Source organism: Sulfuricella sp. T08, assembly GCF_000971475.1.
Classification (GTDB): Bacteria; Pseudomonadota; Gammaproteobacteria; order Burkholderiales; family Sulfuricellaceae; genus Sulfuricella.
The window spans coordinates 44,025-63,494 of the sequence record NZ_DF967522.1 but is presented as its reverse complement, the minus strand read 5'-3'; the positions used below and the strand labels follow the sequence as shown (position 1 = coordinate 63,494).

The 19,470-nt window shown below is 58.1% G+C and carries 15 protein-coding genes; 2 read left to right on the top strand and 13 right to left on the bottom strand.

What is annotated here, in order from left to right; translation table 11 throughout:
* Positions 1-8: 8 nt before the first annotated feature.
* The 4 genes from mdcA to dctP are packed head-to-tail and all read right to left on the bottom strand — an operon-like array spanning position 9 to position 4,580.
* Positions 9-1,655, bottom strand: coding sequence for a malonate decarboxylase subunit alpha (gene mdcA, locus SCT_RS00690; RefSeq protein ID WP_059417788.1), 1,647 nt, complete (start codon positions 1,653-1,655; stop codon positions 9-11).
* Entirely contained in the window at positions 1,652-3,106 is a 1,455-nt protein-coding gene (locus tag SCT_RS00685; RefSeq protein WP_237759536.1) for a TRAP transporter large permease, read from the bottom strand. Before SCT_RS00685 ends, mdcA begins: the two co-directional genes overlap by 4 nt.
* Positions 3,004-3,558: a TRAP transporter small permease gene (locus SCT_RS00680; RefSeq protein WP_059417783.1), complete on the bottom strand. Its 555-nt coding sequence runs from the start codon at positions 3,556-3,558 to the stop codon at positions 3,004-3,006. The genes SCT_RS00685 and SCT_RS00680 overlap by 103 nt, the downstream gene beginning before the upstream one ends.
* Positions 3,555-4,580, bottom strand: a complete 1,026-nt coding sequence (gene dctP, locus SCT_RS00675) for a TRAP transporter substrate-binding protein DctP (RefSeq protein WP_059417781.1) — start codon at positions 4,578-4,580, stop codon at positions 3,555-3,557. The genes SCT_RS00680 and dctP overlap by 4 nt, the downstream gene beginning before the upstream one ends.
* Positions 4,581-4,831: 251 nt before the next feature.
* Between dctP and SCT_RS00670 the strand changes: the two genes are divergently transcribed.
* Positions 4,832-5,500 (top strand): GntR family transcriptional regulator, encoded by a 669-nt coding sequence (locus tag SCT_RS00670; protein ID WP_237759535.1) that lies wholly within the window; start codon positions 4,832-4,834, stop codon positions 5,498-5,500.
* Positions 5,501-5,557: 57 nt separating this feature from the next.
* Here the strand turns inward: SCT_RS00670 and SCT_RS00665 are convergent, their stop codons facing one another.
* The 5 genes from SCT_RS00665 to SCT_RS00645 form a co-directional block, all read right to left on the bottom strand.
* Positions 5,558-7,123, bottom strand: coding sequence for a sensor domain-containing diguanylate cyclase (locus tag SCT_RS00665; protein ID WP_059417777.1), 1,566 nt, complete (start codon positions 7,121-7,123; stop codon positions 5,558-5,560).
* A 182-nt stretch (positions 7,124-7,305) separates the two neighbouring features.
* On the bottom strand, positions 7,306-8,421 hold the full coding sequence (locus tag SCT_RS00660; protein ID WP_189799632.1) for an ATP-dependent 6-phosphofructokinase: 1,116 nt from the start codon (positions 8,419-8,421) through the stop codon (positions 7,306-7,308).
* Positions 8,422-8,490: 69 nt separating this feature from the next.
* On the bottom strand, positions 8,491-10,722 hold the full coding sequence (locus SCT_RS00655; protein WP_059418253.1) for a nitric oxide reductase activation protein NorD: 2,232 nt from the start codon (positions 10,720-10,722) through the stop codon (positions 8,491-8,493).
* 196 nt (positions 10,723-10,918) lie between these two features.
* A complete protein-coding gene (locus tag SCT_RS00650) occupies positions 10,919-11,725 on the bottom strand; it encodes a CbbQ/NirQ/NorQ/GpvN family protein (protein ID WP_059417773.1) in 807 nt (268 codons plus the stop codon).
* Positions 11,726-11,824: 99 nt separating this feature from the next.
* The gene (locus SCT_RS00645; RefSeq protein ID WP_059417771.1) at positions 11,825-13,204 is read right to left on the bottom strand and encodes a ribulose-bisphosphate carboxylase; all 1,380 of its coding nucleotides are present in this window, start codon (positions 13,202-13,204) and stop codon (positions 11,825-11,827) included.
* A 315-nt stretch (positions 13,205-13,519) separates the two neighbouring features.
* Here SCT_RS00645 and SCT_RS00640 point away from each other — a divergent pair, with 315 nt between their 5' ends.
* Positions 13,520-14,434, top strand: coding sequence for a LysR family transcriptional regulator (locus tag SCT_RS00640; RefSeq protein WP_059417769.1), 915 nt, complete (start codon positions 13,520-13,522; stop codon positions 14,432-14,434).
* 45 nt (positions 14,435-14,479) lie between these two features.
* Here the strand turns inward: SCT_RS00640 and fba are convergent, their stop codons facing one another.
* The 4 genes from fba to gap form a co-directional block, all read right to left on the bottom strand.
* The gene (fba, locus tag SCT_RS00635; RefSeq protein ID WP_009207392.1) at positions 14,480-15,544 is read right to left on the bottom strand and encodes a class II fructose-bisphosphate aldolase; all 1,065 of its coding nucleotides are present in this window, start codon (positions 15,542-15,544) and stop codon (positions 14,480-14,482) included.
* 48 nt (positions 15,545-15,592) lie between these two features.
* On the bottom strand, positions 15,593-17,035 hold the full coding sequence (gene pyk / locus SCT_RS00630; RefSeq protein ID WP_059417767.1) for a pyruvate kinase: 1,443 nt from the start codon (positions 17,033-17,035) through the stop codon (positions 15,593-15,595).
* Positions 17,036-17,119: 84 nt separating this feature from the next.
* Positions 17,120-18,301: a phosphoglycerate kinase gene (locus tag SCT_RS00625; RefSeq protein ID WP_059417765.1), complete on the bottom strand. Its 1,182-nt coding sequence runs from the start codon at positions 18,299-18,301 to the stop codon at positions 17,120-17,122.
* A 148-nt stretch (positions 18,302-18,449) separates the two neighbouring features.
* Positions 18,450-19,448 (bottom strand): type I glyceraldehyde-3-phosphate dehydrogenase, encoded by a 999-nt coding sequence (gap, locus tag SCT_RS00620; RefSeq protein ID WP_059417763.1) that lies wholly within the window; start codon positions 19,446-19,448, stop codon positions 18,450-18,452.
* Between the last annotated feature and the right edge of the window lie 22 nt (positions 19,449-19,470).

The following is a 19,470-nucleotide window of genomic DNA, read 5'->3' as shown; positions in this document are numbered from 1 at the left end:
TTGTTCCGTTACCAGTTGCGGAATTGTTTCGGCGGGTCGTACAGGCCACCGGAGATATGCACCAGATCCTTGATGCTGCGCGCTGCGAGCAGGTCGCGGGTGGCGTCGCGCTTCCTGATGCCGAGATCTTCCGGGCGGCGGATGATGCCGCGGTCGCGCAGGTTTGCCACCATGCGCAGATCGCGCGCCATCCCGACCGGTGTGTAGCCGGCCACGCCACGGATCGCCTGTTCGCGTTCCTGCGGGGTGGTGCACATCAGCAGATTGGCGATGCCTTCCTCGGTAATGATGTGAGTCAGATCCTCGCCGTAGATCATCACCGGCGGTAGCTCCATGTTTGCCGTCGCCGCCAGATCCCAGGCGTCGAGGCGTTCGACGAAGGTCGGTTGCATGTGCTCGCGGAAGGTCTCGACGATCTGCACCACCAGTTTCTGGCCGCGCGGCATGGCGATATTGCCGCGCCCTTCGCGCCCGGCGCGCAGCCAGGCCGGAGAGGCATGGCGCCGTCCGCGCGCGTCGGCTCCCATGTTGGGTGCACCGCCGAAGCCGGCGATGCGCCCTTTGGTGGCGGTCGAACTGTTGCCCTGCAGGTCGATTTGCAGGGTCGAACCGATGAACAGGTCGCAGGCGTAATGGCCGGCCGCCTGGCAGAAGGCGCGGTTGGAACGCATCGAGCCATCCTGGCCGACGAAGAAAATATCGGGGCGCGCCGCCGTGTAGCGTTCCATGCCGACCTCGGAGCCGAAGGAATGCACCGATTCGACGAAGCCGGCCTCGATGGCGGGGATCAGTGTCGGATGGGGATTCAGCGCCCAGTGGGTGCAGATTTTACCCTTCAGGCCGAGATCGGCGGCATAGGTGGGCAGCAGCAGTTCAATCGCCGCCGTGTCGAAACCGATGCCGTGGTTCAGGCGGGTGATGCCGTATTCGGCATACAGGCCCTTGATCGCGATCATGCCCATCAGCACCTGGATCTCGGTGATCAGCGCGGGGTCGCGCGTGAACAGCGGCTCGATGTAGTGGGGCGTCGGGGCCTGGATGACGAAGTTCACCCAGTCGGCAGGGATGTCGACGCGTGGCAGCTTGTCGACGATTTCGTTGACCTGGGCGATGACGATGCCGCCCTTGAAGGCCGTCGCCTCGACGATGGCCGGCGTGTCCTCGGTGTTGGGCCCGGTGTAGAGATTGCCATCGCGGTCGGCAGCCTGGGCCGCGATGAGCGCGACGCGCGGCGTCAGATCGACGAAATAGCGGGCGAACAACTCGAGGTAGGTGTGGATGGCGCCGATGGTGATTTTTCCGCTCTCGACCAGACGCGCCAGGCGGTTGGCCTGAGGTCCCGAAAAGGAGAAGTCGATGAGGCTCACCTGGCCGCGTTCGATCAGGTCAATGTGCTCCGGCAGCGCCAGTACCGACTGTACCAGATGCAATTCACGCACCCGGGCTGGATCGGTCTTGACCAGGCTACGGGCGAGGAAATCCGCCTGCTTCTGATTGTTGCCCTCGATGCAGACGCGGTCGCCCGGCTCGATTACGGCCTCGAGCAGCGCTACGATGTGTTCGGAGGAAACTATGCGTCCGGCAGTGAAGCTTGCGGCGCGCGCCAGACGCTCGGCCCGGTTACGGGCGCGGGTGTCCCAGCACTTGGTTGTCATTTTCCGGTTGCGCCGAACACCGCGTCTGGCAGCGCGGTGGCGATATCAGGAAAGAGGCAGATCAGCAGCACCGCAAGCACCATCAGGCCGACGAAAGGGATCACGCCCCAGATGATGTCGCGGAGCGGAATGTCGGGCGCGATGTTCTTGATGACGAAGATATTGAGCCCGACCGGCGGGTGGATCAGCCCCATTTCCATGACGATGGTCATGACCACGCCGAACCAGATCAGGTCGAAACCGGCGGCCTTGAGCGGCGGCAGGATGATGGGCGCCGTCATCAGGATGATGGACACCGGCGGCAGAAAGAAGCCGAGCACCACCACCAGCAGCAGGATCACGCTCAGCAGCGCCCATTTCGACAGGCTCAGGGCGACGATGGCTTCCGCCGCGGATTGGCTGATGTGCAGATAGCTCATGACGTAGGAGTAGAGCAGCGACATGCCGATGATGAACATCAGCATGGTCGATTCCTTGAGGGCGCTGGTCAGGATGGGGCTGAGTTGGGATGGTCGCCACACCTTGTAGATTACTGCGATCAGGAGTAGCGCCAGCAGCCCGCCCAGGCCGGCAGTCTCGGAAGGCGTGGCGTAGCCGCCATAAAGCGCGACCATGACACCGATCAGCAGGGTGACGAATGGGATCACGCGCGGCAGTAGTCGGGTCTTATCGTAAAGCGAGAGTTCCATCGCATCCAGATAGGCCGATTTTTCGCCGCCGTCTTTCCAGAGGTCAAGCGCTTCCTGATATTCTTTTTTGTAGCGAAATGCGGCGTAGACGGAGAACAGCGTTACCAGCAGAATGCCCGGGCCGATGCCGGCGAGGAACAGCCTGCCCAGCGATTGTTCGGCGGCGACGGCGAACAGGATCATGACAATGGACGGCGGCAGCAGGATGCCGAGGGTGCCGCCGGCCGCAATGATGCCCGCGGCGAAACGGGGCGAGTAGCCGCGGGAGCGCATCTCGGGGATGCCGGCACTGCCGATCGCCGAACAGGTGGCCGGGCTGGAGCCCGACATCGCGGCAAACAGCGCGCTGGCGAAGACGTTGGCGATGCCCAGGCCGCCCGGGATCTTGTGCATCCAGGCGTGGATGGCCAGATAGAGATCGGCACCGGCGCGCGACTTTCCGATCGCGGCACCCTTGAGAATGAAGAGGGGGATAGACAGCAGCGTGATGTTGGCCATTTCCTCGTAGACATTCAGCGTGATCGTATCGAGCGATGCGCCCGGCATGAAAATGAGCATGAAGATGACGGCGATGCCGCCGAGGGCAAACGCAATCGGCATGCCCGAGAACATCAGAAGCAGGGTTCCAAGCCCGTAGAGGACCCCAATAACGCCGACGCTCACTTGCTTGCCCCTTTGGTGTTCAGACTGACGATGATCTGCAGCAGAATCTGCAGTGATAGCAGCGTCATCCCGGATGCCATGAGGCCGTAGGGGATCCACAGCGGCGGCGCCCAGGAGGAGGATGTGGTCTGTCCCTCGATGAAGGCCTCGTGCAGCATGCTCCAGGACTTCCAGGAAAAGAACGCGCAGAAGGCGAAGGAGGCAGCGTCACAGAACAGCAGGCGCAGCCGATTGATCGCCGGGGAGAAAAACCCCGCCAAGGCCTCGATGCCGATATGCCCACGCTGTGATTGCACGTAGGCACCACACATGAACACCGCGCCGACCAGCAGGAAGACCGACATTTCGTCCTGCCAGTCGGTCGGTATCTTGAGGAAGTAGCGCAGGAAAACGCTACCGGTGAGGATGCCGCAGGCGGCGAGGAGGGCAAGCATGGACAGCACCAGTACACCGTTGTTCACCCCTGCCTGCAGCCTGACCAATTGCCCCAGGGGACCGCCGACCAGTGGTGGTGGAGCCTCCTGGCCTTCGAGCTCAAAACCATGACTCATAGGGTTTTTTCAGCCAGCTTGAGGATGCGGGCACAGCTTTCGCTCTTCGCCGCGAAGTCCTTCCAGGCGGTGTCGCGGGCGATCGCCTGCCATTTTTTGACGGACGCGTCCGACATGTCATAGGCTTTGCCGCCGGCCTTCTGGTACACCGCCGCTACCGCCTGGTCGTCAGCCTTGGCCTGTTCCAGCGCGAATTTCTCCATCTCGGCACCGACCGCCATGATCACGTCCTGCTGGGCCTTGGGCAGCCGCTCGAACACCGCGCGCGAGATCATGAGTGGCTCTAGCATGAACCAGTAGGTCTTGCCGCGGCCCGTGGTCAGTTGTTTTGCAACTTCCTCGAGACGGAAGGAGATCAGGCTGGTGGATGAGGTCATCGCCGCATCGAGGGCGCCGGTCTGCATTGCGGCGTAGATCTCGTTCGATGGCAGCGTCAGCACCGCCGCCCCGGCCGCCTTCAGCACCATGTCCATCTCCCGGCTGCCGCCGCGCACCTTCAGGCCCTTGGCATCTTCCGGATCGATAATCGGTTTGGTGCGGCTGGCGACGCCGCCGGCCTGCCAGATCCAGCTCACGATCAGCACCCCTTTGTCGGCGAGTACATCGGACAGCGCCTTGCCGACTTCGGCATTCTTCCAGGACATGCCCTGCTCGTAAGAGGTGACGACACCGGGCATCAGGCCGATATTGGTTTCGGGGACTTCGCCGCCGGCATAGGAAAGCGGCACCAGCGACATGTCCAGCGCACTCTTGCGCAAGGCGCTGAACTGGGCGTTGGTCTTCATCAGGGAAGAACCGGCGTAGACGGTTCCCTTGAGCGCGCCAGCGGTGCGTTTCTCGATCTCTGCCGCGAAGCGGCGGCACAGCCGATCGCGGAAGTCGCCTTCATTGATGGTGCCGCCGGGGAATTGGTGGGAGATTTTCAGGTTTACCGGATCCGCAGCAAAGGCGTGGCGGCCAAACAGCGCAACGGTTGGGGCGGCGGCTAAACCGAGCAGAATACGGCGGCGAGTGATGTCCATTCAGCAATCTCCTTTATGTAGGTGCGTAATTTGAGCTTGGATGTTAAGAAATTCCTGCTCCGCAATCTCCTGCCCTTAAAATCCGGAACGATAAGAGATATAAATTGTATACAATAAAACATACAATGTATGCAATATTGACTGCCAGAGTTTCTGTTGTCAATATCGCTATATTATTGCCGCTTTATTTTGCAAATCCGTTTGGGAGCATTATGGAAAGCAAGCCGCACACGTCACGGCGCTCGGAGCAGATGGGCGATCTGATCGAGGAGCGCATCGTCACGGGGGTCTATCCGCCGGGAATGCGTCTTGACGAGACTGAATTGGCGAGCGGTTTTGGTGTGTCGCGCACGCCGATTCGTGAAGCCTTGATTCAGCTGTCCTCGGCCGGACTGGTCGAGATAAGGCCACGACGTGGGGCGATCGTCGCGGAAATCGGGCCGCATCGGTTGTGCGAGATGTTCGAAGTAATGGCCGAACTCGAAGCCATGTGCGGGCGGCTGGCTGCACGCCGTATCACGGGACCCGAACAGTTGACTCTCGCTGCAGCGCACCAGGCTTGCGAAGATGCGCGGGATGCGAACGACCCGGATACCTACTATCGGCTAAACGAGCAGTTTCATCATTTGATCTACGCAGCAAGTCATAATGGCTTTCTGGAAGGGCAAGCTGCCGCTTTGCACAGGAGGTTGAGACCGTATCGGCGTCTTCAGCTTCGCGTTCGAGACCGGATGAGCTCATCTTTCGCGGAACATGCCGGCATTGTCGAGGCGATTCTCGCCGAAGATGGAGAGCTTGCAGCCGAGCGGTTACGAGGTCACGTTGTTGTGCAGGGGGAACGCTTCGCGGATCTGGTGGCTTCCCTGCCCATGCTTGGAGACTTAGGCCGTAGCCAGGTCAAGCCGGTATCGAAGGCTTGATTTTTCCTGGCAGCCTGTCGGACTTAAAATTATTGGAACAATAAGCCCTAAAGGTTGCTAGCGTGTCAGTTCTTCAAAGCTGAGCTGCCCGGATAGGGGGAGGCTGCGGTCGCTGCCTTTTACCGCATACATGGCAGCGTCGGCGATATTTATCAGTTCCTCGATATCTTCACTGTCATCGGGGTAGATGGCCGTGCCGATGCTGACGTCGATGTTGAGCGTTTCGCCATTGATGTGGAAGGGCTGAACCAGTTTGTCGTTGATCACATGGGCAGCGGTTGCGGCGCCTTGATGCGTGGTGATGCTTTCCAGAACGACCACGAATTCGTCCCCACTCAATCGTGCGACGGTGTCGTCTTCGCGCACGCAGCTGCATATCCTTTCGGCCACTATTTTCAGCAACTGATCACCGACGCCATGACCGTAGGTGTCGTTGACTTGCTTGAATTTGTCCAGATCCAGGAACAGCAGGGCTAGCCGTGTGTCGCAGCGGTGTGCGCGGGCCATGGCATGCATGAGGCGATCCATGAACAGGTTGCGGTTGGCCAGTCCGGTCAGGGCGTCGTGAGTCGCCAGGTAGGCAAACCGGCTCTCGGTCTGGCATCTTTCCAGTTCGTTGCGACGGTGTGAGAGTACGAATCTGAGCAGAAATCCGAATAACAGCAGGGTAATGGCAAGGATTGCCGCCAGCTGGCGAAAGTCCAGGGCTGGCCAGCCTAACTGCTGTTCTGCCAGCAGGATGAAGGGCTGGGATTTCGTCTCCAGCTTGCGTTCATAGCGCAGCTTGGGGAAAAGGTAGGTTTCCAGAGCGCTTCGGCCATGGCGCTCGAAATGGATCAGCTCGCCCTCGGGCTTGTGAGCTGGGAAATCAGCGTGGTAGAGGCTGAAGCGCAGCCCGGGAAGGTCTGCTCCGAGGGATGGCAGAATGGATTGGGTTTTGATGACCAGCGAGGCGAACAGACGAGTTTCGTCGCCGGATCTTGCACCAGTGGTGTGCAGTGGCACCACTGGTCGGAACATGACGTAGGCACTATCCCCTTGCACCAAACGGAATGGATGGGTGGCAACGGTATGCTCATGGTGGCCCGACGCGTTCATGGCCAAACGCATGGAGGGTACAGAATCCATGTCCAGGCCCAGAATGCCCTTGGATTCCTTCGGCATGGGTTCCATGAGTACGATGGGGTAATACCAGGGCTTGTCGTCTATGCTTCGCCAAGACCGCCCGGAATCATAGGAAAAACTTCGTATCTGAAACTCCGGAAGGCCGGAAGCGCGTTTCCTGGCGATGAAATGTGGCAGATTTTTGCGGGCAACACCTTCTACCACCTCAATCTGGGCGATTTGGGGGTGGCGGGCGCGCACCAGTTGCGCATAGCGGGAGATAGGCGCGCCGTCATTTAAGGTGCCGGATACGCCCAGGAAAGCGGTTATGCCTTCAAGTACGGCTTCGTTGGCCTGTACGCGGTTGTCGATTTCTCTATAAAGGCTATTGGCGTACTCGAGGAATTTGAGCTGGGCACTGCGGAGGTCGTTGGCGATCGAAGATGCTGTAATGAAACTCGCCAGAAAGAACCACGCCCCGAACAGGGAGAAATAGACGCCCAGGTGCTTGCGAACCACGCAGCCGCTGGTCGGGAGGTTATCTGCCGCGGATAAGGGCTCTTTCCTGCGTGAAGGCAAGTTGTTTTACCGTGGGTTAATGTGCTTGCCGCATGCGAAAGCATGATAAGCAAAAAAGTGAACACATTAAACGGCAAAACGTTGTTTCTGACTATCAGGGAAACCCCTAATTTGTAACCGGTTCAATCGCCCATGTTGGTGCCGACGTGGCGTGCGCTTAGCACCCAGGGGTGGTCGGGGGGAACGGTTTTGACTTTCCCGGCGACTTCCTCCAGTTTTACGGCTCGGGTGCCGTCTCCTTTGGCGGCGACCATGACGCCATAGTGACCTTGATGAATCAGGTCGGTGCAGGCTGTTCCCAATCGGGTGGCGAGCAGACGGTCGGCCGCAGAAGGGATGCCGCCGCGCTGCAGGTGCCCGAGGATGGTGATGCGCGATTCGAGCCCGGTCAGCAATTCGAGCTGCTTGGCGAGACGCACCGTTTTTTCAGCGTACTGGGCTTCCGGGATGCTCTCTGCCTCGACCTTCTTGCCAGGCTTCTGTTTTGAGCTGTCTTTTTTCTTTTGTGCGGCCAGCATGTCTGCATGTTCCTGCTTCGAAATCACGCCTTCGGCGATGGCGACGATGCTGAACGGCTTGCCACGGCGACTGCGCTCGCGGATCGCTTCGGCTACACTGGCCACATCGTAAGGAATTTCGGGAATCAGGATAACGTCGGCGCCGCCGGCGATGCCCGCGCCCAATGCCAGCCAGCCGGCCCGGTGACCCATGATCTCCACCACGATAATGCGGTGATGGCTGTGTGCCGTGCTGTGGAGGCGGTCGATCGCGTCGGTCGCAATGCCCAACGCGGTATCGAAGCCGAAGGTGATGTCGGTCAGGGCGACATCGTTATCGATGGTCTTGGGCAGGGTGATGACGTTGACACCTTTTTCCTTGAGGCGCAGGGCGTTTTTCATGGTGCCGCCGCCACCCAGGCAGACCAGGGCATCAAGATGGTTGTCCTGGTAATTGCCGACAATGACGTCGGTCATGTCCAGCAGCTTGCCGCCAACCGGCATGCGATGCGGCTTGTCGCGACTGGTGCCGAGGATGGTGCCGCCACGGGTCAGGATGTCGGACAGTTCCCCGCCGTCCAGCCGCATGACGCGATTTTCCATTAACCCACGGAAGCCGTCACGGAAGCCGATGATCTGCATGCCGTAATGATTCAGGGCTGCTTTGCCGACTCCGCGGATTGCCGCGTTCAGACCGGGGCTATCGCCGCCGGAAGTAAGGATGCCTATGTATTTGGTCATGATCGGGATGTCCTGAGGTTAATAAAGGATATGATCATCCACAATCGGCGTTCAGTCAACGACCGGTGATTACTTGGTCAGCGCCATGAACAGTTGCGGCAGACGTTCAGGCAGGCGCTGGATGTTGTCGATCACAGTGTACTGTTTGCCGAAAATATCGGTCACATATTCATCCGCTTTCGGGTCGAGGTTGATGCAGTAGGTGTAGATGCCCTTCTGATCCAGTTCCTTGACTGCCTGCCGGGCATCTTCGATCAGCATGCGCTCATCTTTGGTGTCTACGTCGGAGGGTTGGCCATCAGTGAGGATCAGCATCAGCTTCTTGTCCGCCTTCTGTGCTTCAAGGTAGTGGGCGGCGTGGCGCATGGCGGCACCCATGCGGGTGGAGTATTGTGCGGTCATCGCGGCCAGGCGCGCTTTCACTTCGTCGTTCCAGCGTTCGCTGTAGCCCTTGACGTGCAGGTAGCGTACGTCGTGACGGGTGTTGGAATGGAAACCGCCGATGGCGAAGGGGTCGCCCAGTTTGTCGATCGCCCAGGCTAGCAGCGAGACGGCTTCCTGGCTGAGTTCAAGAATGGTTTGCGCGGTGCCCGCCACTTTTTCGTTAAGGGATTCGGATAGGTCAAGCAGCAGCATCACGGCGATGTCGCGCCCGCTGGTCTTGTGGCTCATGTTGATGCGCGGGTCCGGGTTGGCGCCGCTCTTGAAGTCGATCAGGGAGCGCAGGGCGATGTCCAGGTCCAGTTCACTGCCTTCTTCCTGATAACGGATACGCATTTTTTCCTGCGGCTTGAGCAGGTCCAGCATGCGTTTCAGGCGCTTCGCCAGGGCGGCATTCTTGTCCAGCAGTTTGTCGATATCGGCTGCCTTGCCCTTGGGATGCAATGCTTCGTACACGCTCACCCAGTCCGGACGGAAAGTCTGGCTGAGGTAGTCCCATTCGGGGTAATGGCGTGGTGGCAGGCCACTAGGCTTTTCTTCCCATTCGACCTTGCGGTGGTCATCGAACATCTCTTCATCGTCGCTCTGTTCGTGAAACCGCCACATTTGGCGGTTGTCGTCGCGGTAGCCCACCTCGGTATCATCGAAATGCACCTTGGCGAGCTGGTCGCTCTGGCGGCGGGTTCTGGCGACGTAGCTGATGGCGAGACCGGCAATTTCCTCGGTACTGGACTCTCCCTTGGCCATGGTTTCATGAAAGCGGGCAACGAAGTCGTTGAGGTCGGCGTCCAGATATCCGTGTTCCGGGTCGAGCAGGGCGCGCGACAGCATGGCTAGGCGAAAGCGCAGGCAGGAAGTGGTTTCCGGGTTGCAGGCACCCTCCATCGGCTTGGGGTGCAGGGCCAGGAACAGGCGGCGCAGACCGGGATATTCGCGCATCGCCAGCCATTCGATTCTGGCGTCCTCAAAGAACTCAACGGCCATACGCTGGAAGGGGCTGAAATTGTCGGCAAAAATCGCGCTGGTCCAGCGCTTGTGACCGACGATATGGGCCAGTGTGGCACGATAGCGGTCGATCCCGGTAATACCGTTAAAGTCGTCATACACATCTGGCAGGCGGATGCCCAGTTTGTCGTAGTAGGGGACGGGTTTGCGCAGCTCGTCGAAACCCAGGGAGTACGGCACCAGATAATCGTGATGTTCCCACAGTCCGCGCAGATAGAGATCCAGCTTGCGTTCGACATCAACCATCAGCGTGCCGTGGCGCTCGCGCTGCATGACAGCCTTGCTGTCCGCCGATTGCAGGCTGAAGTAATCGATCTGCCGTTCCGGGTGATCACCGTAATTTCTGATACCGTACTCTACCCAGTTTTTTAGTCCTTGCAGGGAAATCTGGCTGAGCAGGTAAGGCGTCTGGGCGTAGAGTTCGGGCAAGCCGGGACTGGCAAAGGTGGTGTGGATGCCGTGAATCGAGCCGGTAGTACGGTTCATGAAGTCCAGTGCCAGATCCAGGTAATCCTGCATCCGTTTCTGGGAATGAAGCTTGCGGGCGGTCGCTGCCAGCACCTGCAGGAACGGCACGATCGCCTTGCCGTTGGGCGATTTGTTCATCTTGTGGATAAATTCCATCACCGCCGGCAGAACGGATTCGCCCAGCCTTTTGGCGGCCGACGGCCATTCCTCCAGGAAAATCAGCACCGGCTCAACGCCGCGCCCCATTCTGCACAGAAAGCCGGCGGCCTCCAGATAGGCGGTGATGCCCTCCTTTGACAAAATGGACAGGGCTTCCGCCATGCAGTCATCGAAGACATCCTTGACTTGGGGAAAGCCGCAATTGAGTTGCTCGCGGTAGACCTTCATCAAGGGATGTTCGTACTCGGTGTTTACTTCAGCCACGTTCGCAGTCCTCATTCCAATTTGCATACAGTCCAACAATAAACAGCAAAAATCTTTCACCGCAAAGGATGCAAAGGAAAGCAATCAGGCTGGTATGTCTGAGGGTTTTGTTGTTCCTTGCGTCCTTTGCGGTTAGTGCTTTTTTGATCGAGAAATGGAATTAGTCGAAAGTGGCGTCGATTGCGTGATCCAGTGTATCGCGAATGTCCGCGTCGTCGGTGATCGGGCGCACCAGCGACATGCGGCAGGCATCACGGGGCTCCACGCCGCCCTTGATCAGGGTGGCTGCATAGACCAGCAGGCGGGTCGAAATGCCTTCGTCCAGGCCGTGCCCTTTGAGGTTGCGCGCGGTGGCGCCTATTTTCACCAGTTTGGCCGCTAGCGCTTCGTCCGTACCGGTTTCCTTGGCAACGATACTGGTTTCCAGCTTGGCATCGGGGTAGTCGAACTCGAACGCGGTAAAGCGCTGTTTGGTCGATTGCTTCAGATCCTTCATCAGGTTCTGGTAGCCCGGATTGTAGGAAATCACCATCTGAAAATCGGGGTGCGCTTCGAGAAGCTCGCCTTTTTTATCCAGGGGCAGGGTGCGGCGGTGGTCGGTGAGTGGGTGGATCACCACGGTGGTATCCTGGCGCGCTTCGACGATTTCGTCCAGGTAGCAGATCGCGCCGATACGCGCAGCGGTGGTCAATGGGCCATCCAGCCAGCGTGTGCCGTTGGCTTCAAGAACATAGCGTCCGACCAGGTCGGAGGCGGTCATGTCTTCGTTACAGGCTACGGTAATCAGCGGCTTGTTGAGTTTCCACGCCATGTATTCGACGAAGCGCGATTTGCCGCAGCCGGTCGGGCCTTTGATCATTACGGGCAGGCGGGCGGCATAGGCCGCTTCATAGAGAGCCACTTCATTGGTTTGCTGTTGATAGAACGGTTCTTTGTGAACCTTGTACTGGTCTTTGACGGTCATCATTTTCTCCTGATCCGTGAGGCAAGAACGGTTTCCTGGCCCCGGAACAAAACGCCCCCAGCAAAGTGGGGGCGCCTTTTAGTGCATCGTTTTAAACCAAGCTTACTTGTGTACGCCCAGCTTTTCGCGCCAGCCTGGGAAGATCTTGTCGGCGTCGCCCGGGAAGGATTCGAACGCGCGGGCAAATTCCTTGTGCTCTTTCGCGAATTCAATCGGGTCGGCGCCGGCTTTCCAGCACTCATAGGATTGACGCAGGGAGATTGCGCCGGCCGCCGGGCTGTCGATGTGGCCGTAGGAACCGCCACCAGAGGTGTTGATCACGTTGCCGTGGCCCAGGTTCTCGAAGAAGCCTGGCAGACGCAGCGCGTTCATGCCGCCGGAGATGATCGGGGTGGTGGGCTTCATGCCGTGCCATTCCTGATGGAAGTAAGGGCCGTCCGCTGAATCGCGCTCGATCATGTAGGCGATGTTGCGGTCATCCCTGCCGCCTTCCATCTTGCCGTAGCCCATGGTGCCGACGTGGATGCCGGAAGCGCCTTGCAGACGGGACATCTTGGCCAGCACGAACGCGGTGTAGCCACGCACGGCTGAAGGCGACGTGATCGCACCGTGACCAGCACGGTGATAGTGCAGGTACTGGCCGGGATATTGGCGACGGGCGGTGGTAATCATGCCGGGGCCGCCGACGTAGCCGTCCACCAGGAATGCGACCTTGTTTGCATCCGGGCCAAAGGCTTCCAGAATGTAATCGGCGCGGGCGAGCATTTCGTAATGGTCGTCAGCGGTGATGTTGGCGGAGAACAATTTGGCCTGGCCGGTTTCGTCCATGGCGCGCTTCATCGCGTCATACACCAGCGGGATTACCTTTTTGGTTGGGCAGAATACCTGGTTGCCTTGGGGCTCATCGTTCTTGATGAAATCGCCACCCAGCCAGAACTGGTAAGCGGCCTTGGCAAACGGCTCGGGACGCAGACCCAGCTTGGGCTTGATGATGGTGCCGGCGATGTAGCCACCGTCGACGCGGGGGCGACCCAGAATGTCCCACAGGTCGGTGATGTCTTTGGCCGGACCATCATACAAACGCAACATGGACCAGGGTACATAGAAATCCTGCATCTGCAGGTGCTTCACATCGCCCATGCCCTGGTTGTTACCGATCGCCAGCGTCAGGAACGACACCAGCATGGCGCGGCCGTCGGTCACGTTGCGGTCGAACAGATCATTCGGGTAGGCGACCTTCATTACGCCCTTGGCTTCGTCGATGAAATAAACCAGTGCGTCTACGCCCTTGGTGAAGTCGTCCGTGGTGGAGACTTCGACGTTGGTGCCGGTGGATGACTCGGCCGCGATGTGCGCGGCCACTTCCAGATAGCCATAACCCGTGGCTGGCTGCATGTGATAAGCGACGAGGATGTGCTTGTCACCCTTGATCAGGTCTTCTTCCTTGAGGCTAAGGTCGGCGTAACGTGCTGATTGATCCATCTGAATGTTCCTTCGCAAAAATCCGTTAATGAATGAGCTACTGGGCACTACTATACGAATGATCAGCCATAAATAATATTAAATAATTATTATACTAATGATTAGTAAATGCTTATGATTGGTATGACATTAGTCGGGACAGTGCTTCTTGCTATTTCTCGCAAGTTCTTGGCGACCCAATTTCCTGCTTCGTGGTTTATGCAACGCCGGAAATTTTAATGGAAAATTGCCAGATTGTTCCATTTAGGAATGAACAGGCATAAGATGGGCAATGCATTATTTAAAATAACATAAGTAAATATTTATTATTCAGTTATGCTGCATATCACTTTACGCCAGCTGCAGGTATTCGAGGCTGTTGCCCGCCTCCTCAGCTTTTCCCGTGCGGCTGAGGAGCTGCATCTGACCCAGCCCGCGGTTTCCATGCAAATCAAGCAACTCGAGGGGAGTGTCGGCCTGCCCTTGTTCGAACAGATCGGTAAGAAGATATTTCTTACCGATGCCGGCAATGAGGTCTATCACTATAGCCGTAGCATCGCCCAGCAGTTAGCCGAGGCGGAGGCAGTGCTGGGAGAGATGAAGGGTTTGAAACGCGGCAAGTTGAATATTTCCGTGGTCAGCACTGCGAATTATTTCGCGCCGCAGCTCCTGGCCCTGTTTTGTCAGCGCAATCAGAACGTCACGCTAAGCCTGAATGTGATTAACCGCGAAGTGTTGATCAATCAACTCGCCCATAACGAGATGGATCTCGGTGTCATGGGGTTGCCGCCAGATGGCTTGGATATCGATGCCGAGCCCTTCATGGAAAACCCGCTGGTGGTGATTGCCCCGCCGAGCCATTCTCTGGCGCGTGAACGGCAAATCCCGCTATCCCGGCTAGCACAGGAAACGTTCATCGTGCGCGAAGAGGGTTCCGGCACACGCAGTGCAATGGAGCGGTTTTTCGCTCAGCAAAACCTGTCTCTCTCCACCGGCATGGAGACGAGTACCAACGAAGCCATCAAGCAGGCGGTGCGGGCAGGCATGGGCTTGGGCGTGGTATCGATCCACACCATTACACTGGAACTGGAAACCAAAAGGCTGGTGGTGCTGGACGTGGAATCATTTCCAATCTTGCGCCACTGGTACGTGGTGCACCGCAAAGGCAAGCGACTCTCAGCCGTGGCGCAGGCATTCAAGGAATTTCTGTTGCAAGAAGCGGCACAGGTGATGCAAACGGTAAAGGCATAAAAAAAGGCGGCCTAAGCCGCCTTTTTTCGCGAGAAGTAAAGATGCTTACTTAACGACGGCTTTCAGTTCGCCCTTGGTGTACATGGTGGCGACGCGGTCGAGCATGATCGGCTTGATCTTGCTGGCTTGGCCAGCGGAGCCGAAGGCAGTGTAGCGCGCCTTGCAGATTTCCTTCATCGCCACAGTGGCGGCGGCGAGAAATTTGCGCGGATCGAAATTTTTCTTGTTTTCCGCCAGGTACTTGCGTACTGCCCCGGTGGAGGCCATGCGCAGGTCGGTGTCGATGTTCACCTTTCGCACGCCGTGCTTGATGCCCTCGACGATTTCCTCGACCGGCACGCCATAGGTTTCACCCATTTCACCGCCGAAATCGTTGATGATCTTGAGCCATTCCTGCGGCACCGAGGAGGAGCCGTGCATTACCAGGTGGGTATTGGGAATGCGGGCGTGGATTTCCTTGACGCGGCTGATGGCCAGCACGTCGCCGGTGGGCGGGCGGGTGAACTTGTAGGCACCGTGGGAAGTGCCGATGGCGATGGCCAGGGCATCCACGCCGGTCGCCTTGACGAACTCGGCCGCTTCATTGGGATCGGTCAGGAGTTGATCCATGGTCAGCACGCCTTCGGCGCCCTGTCCATCTTCTTTTTCACCCATACCGGTTTCCAGGGAACCCAGGCAACCCAGTTCGCCCTCGACGGACACGCCGACGGCATGGGACATTTCCACTACCTTGCGCGTGACTTCGACGTTGTATTCAAAGCTGGATGGCGTTTTGGCGTCTTCCAGCAGGGAGCCGTCCATCATCACGCTGGAGAAACCGGAGCGGATGGCGTTGATGCACACCGCCGGAGAAGCGCCGTGATCCTGGTGCATGACAACAGGAATGTGCGGGTAGGCTTCGATTGCGGCGTCGATCAGGTGGCGCAGGAATGCTTCACCAGCATACTTGCGCGCGCCGGCGGAACCCTGCATGATCACCGGGCTGTCGCACTCGTCGGCGGCCTGCATGATCGCCATTACCTGCTCCAGGTTATTGACGTTGAACGCCGGCAGGCCGTAGCCATTTTCTGCGGCGTGATCGAGAAGTTGACGCATGGATACTAATGCCATATTTCCTCCTGCTATAAGTAAATTAGTTGCTGCTGGTTAATCGGATATTTACGCCTTGCTGGTGCATCGAATTTCGCCCACTTTGACGATTTTCATAGTGTTGGTTCCGCCAGACTTGCCTATCGGTTCGCCGATGGTGAGGATGATCAGATCCCCGTCCCTCACCGCGCCGCGGCGGCGCAATTCATCCTCGGCCTCATGCAGGACCTGTTCGCGTTCCTGCGTGGCCGGCCTGAAGTTGACCGGGTAAACGCCCCGAAACAGGGTAAGTTTCCTGCGCGTACCCACGTCGGATGAAAGTGCGTAGATCGGCACATCCGTGTAGATGCGCGACATCATCAGCGGAGTCGAGCCGGATTCTGTGAGTGCGGCGATTGCCTTAACTTTCAGGTGGCTGGCCAGGTAAGTAGTCGCCATGGCGATGGATTCGTCCACCCGGTTGAACTGCATGCTCAGGCGACGTTTGCTGAACTCGGTCTCATATTCCTTTTCAGCCTCGATGCATACTCGGTCCATGGCTGCCACCGCTTCGACCGGGTACTGGCCGGCGGCGGTTTCGGCCGAAAGCATCACTGCGTCAGTGCCGTCGATCACCGCGTTAGCCACATCGGAAACCTCGGCGCGGGTGGGAATCGGGCTGTTGATCATGGATTCCATCATCTGGGTGGCGGTAATCGCCAGCTTGTTCTTTTCACGCGCCATGCGAATCATGCGTTTTTGCAGGGCAGGAACCGCCGCATCGCCGACTTCAACACCCAGGTCGCCACGCGCTACCATAATGGCGTCTGATGCATCGAGAATTTCACCCAGATTGGTGATTGCTTCGGCACGTTCGATCTTGGCTACCAGCATGCTCTTGCCGCCGGCCGCCTCCATCAGCTTGCGTGCCAGTAGCATGTCGGCGCCATCGCGCGGGAAAGACACCGCAAGGTAATCCGCTTTAAGGGCCGCGGCGGTTTTGATGTCCTCCATGTCCTTTTCGGTCAGTGCCGCAGCGGACAGGCCGCCACCCTGGCGGTTGATGCCCTTATTGTTGGACAACGCACCACCTTGCTTGACTGTGCAGATGATCTCGTTGCCGCGTACCTCCTCGACCCAGAGGACGATTCTGCCATCGTCCAGAAGCAGCGTGGTACCGCGGCTGGCGTCTCGTGGCAGTTCCTTGTAGTCGAGGCCTACCCTTTCCTGGGTGCCTAATGTGCAATCACTGTCAAGAATGAATGTATCGCCATTTTTCAGCGTAATTTTTCCGTGCTCGAACTTGCCGATGCGAATTTTAGGGCCTTGCAGATCAACCAGTACGCCGATCGTTTTGCCTCTGGCACGAGCCATGGCGCGTACCATTTCGGCACGGTCGATGTGATCTTTTGGATTGCCGTGGGAAAAGTTGAGGCGGACAACGTCCACCCCGGCTTGCATCATAAGATTCAGCACTTCCGGGTCATTGGAGGCTGGGCCGAGTGTGGCGACAATTTTAGTTTTACGTTGCATAGAATCAGTTTTGAGCCCTGAGTGAAAGTTCTGAGTCAGAGTGCTGAATGGGATTCATCGGCACTCAGGACTCAGCACACTGCACTATTGTTTAGCGCGTTGTTCCAGAATTTCGACGGCGGGCAGTTTTTTTCCTTCGAGGAACTCAAGGAAGGCACCGCCAGCGGTGGAAATATAGGACACCTTGTCGTATATATCGTACTTCTGGATGGCGGCGATGGTGTCGCCGCCACCGGCCAGGGTGAATGCCTTGGTTTCGGCGATAGCCATGGCGATGGCCTTGGTGCCTGCACCGAATTGGTCGAACTCAAACACGCCAACCGGACCGTTCCATACCACGGTGCCAGCCTTCATGATAATGTCGACCAGCTCCTGCGCGGACTTGGGGCCGATGTCGAAGATCATGTCGTCATCGGCAACGGCGCCGGCATCCTTGAGGACGGCGGGCTCATTGGCGTCAAATTTTTTGCCGCAGACCACGTCGACCGCGATCGGGATGGTGGCGTTGCGGGCGGTCATTTTCTTCATCAATGCCTGGGCGGTGGGAACGAGGTCGTCTTCACACAGGGACTTGCCGACATTCTTGCCAGTGGCCTTGAGGAAGGTGTTGGCGATACCGCCGCCAACCACCATCTGGTCCACCTTTTCGGACAGGGATTCGAGCACGGTCAGCTTGGTCGAAACCTTGGAGCCGCCGACGATGGCAACCATAGGGCGGGCCGGGCTGAGCAGGGCCTTGGTCAGCGCCTCCAGTTCTTCGGTGAGCAGGATGCCGGCGCAGGCGACGGGCGCGAACTTGGCGACGCCGTGGGTGGAGCCCTCAGCACGGTGGGCGGTGCCGAAGGCATCCATGACGAAAATGTCGCACAGCTTGGCGTATTTTTGCGCAGTCTCGTCGAGACTTTTCTTCTCACCCTTGTTGAAGCGCACGTTCTCCAGCAGCACCAGCTCGCCATCGGCAACGTCGAAGCCGCCGTCGATCCAGTCTTTGATCAGGCGTACGGGCTTGCCGAGTTTTGCGGACAGAACGTCGGCAACCGGCTTGAGCGAGTTTTCCTCGGAATATTCGCCTTCAGTGGGGCGGCCGAGGTGGGACATCACCATCACCTTGGCGCCAGCCTTGAGACAATGCTCGAAGGTCTTCATGGACGCGGTGATACGTGCGTCGGAAGTGACCTTGCCGTCCTTGACGGGCACATTCAGGTCGGAACGGATCAGGACGCGCTTGCCCTTGAGGTCCAGATCGGTAACACGGATAACGGACATGTTTGTTCTCCAATAAAATTAAGGTGTAAGGGATAAGTGGGCTTATGCCTTACACCTCACGGTTGCAGTGAGGTGTTAGGAGTGAGGAGTAAAAGTGAGGAAGATTTTAGTCTCCTCACTCCTATCCCCTTACGCCTCATTTTTCCAATTACTTGGCGACGTGCTGAACCAAACGCAGCATGTTGCAGGTGTAGCCGTACTCGTTGTCGTACCAGGCAACGACCTTGACGAAGGTGCTGTCGAGGGCAATGCCGGCTTCAGCGTCGAAGGTGGATGGTGCGGTGTTGCCAACGAAATCGGTGGAAACCACTTTTTCATCGGTGTAACCCAGCACGCCTTTCATGGCGCCTTCAGATGCGGCCTTCATGGCTTTGCAGATGTCTGCGTAAGAAGCTTCCTTGTTCAGTTCCACTGTCAGATCGACGACGGATACGTCGGAGGTGGGCACGCGGAAAGCCATGCCGGTGAGCTTCTTGTTCAGCTCGGGAATCACGATGCCAACGGCCTTGGCAGCGCCAGTCGAAGATGGAATGATGTTTTCCAGAATGCCGCGACCACCACGCCAATCTTTCATGGATGGGCCGTCAACGGTTTTCTGGGTAGCAGTAGCGGCGTGCACCGTGGTCATCAGGCCGCGCTTGATGCCCCAGTTGTCATTCAGGACCTTAGCAACAGGAGCCAGGCAGTTGGTGGTGCAGGAGGCAGCGGAAACGATGGCTTCGCCGGCGTATTTGGTGTGGTTCACGCCGTACACGAACATCGGAGTGTCGTCCTTGCAAGGAGCTGACTGAACGACTTTCTTGGCACCAGCGGTGATGTGTGCCTGGCAGGATTCTTTGGTCAGGAAGAAGCCGGTGCAGTCGATCACGATGTCCGCGCCCACTTCGTTCCACTTCAGGTTGGCCGGATCGCGCTCGGCGGTCAGGCGGATCGTCTTGCCATTAACAACCATGTTACCGCCGTTAACGGAGACATCGCCGTTGAAACGGCCATGTACTGAGTCGTACTTCAGCATGTAAGCCAGGTAATCGGGTTCGAGCAGGTCGTTGATGGCGACGATTTCGATGTCTTTGAAGTCCTTGGCGACAGCGCGGAACACCATGCGGCCGATACGGCCAAAACCGTTGATACCTACTTTTATTGCCATGATTCATCTCTCCTTAATTTAA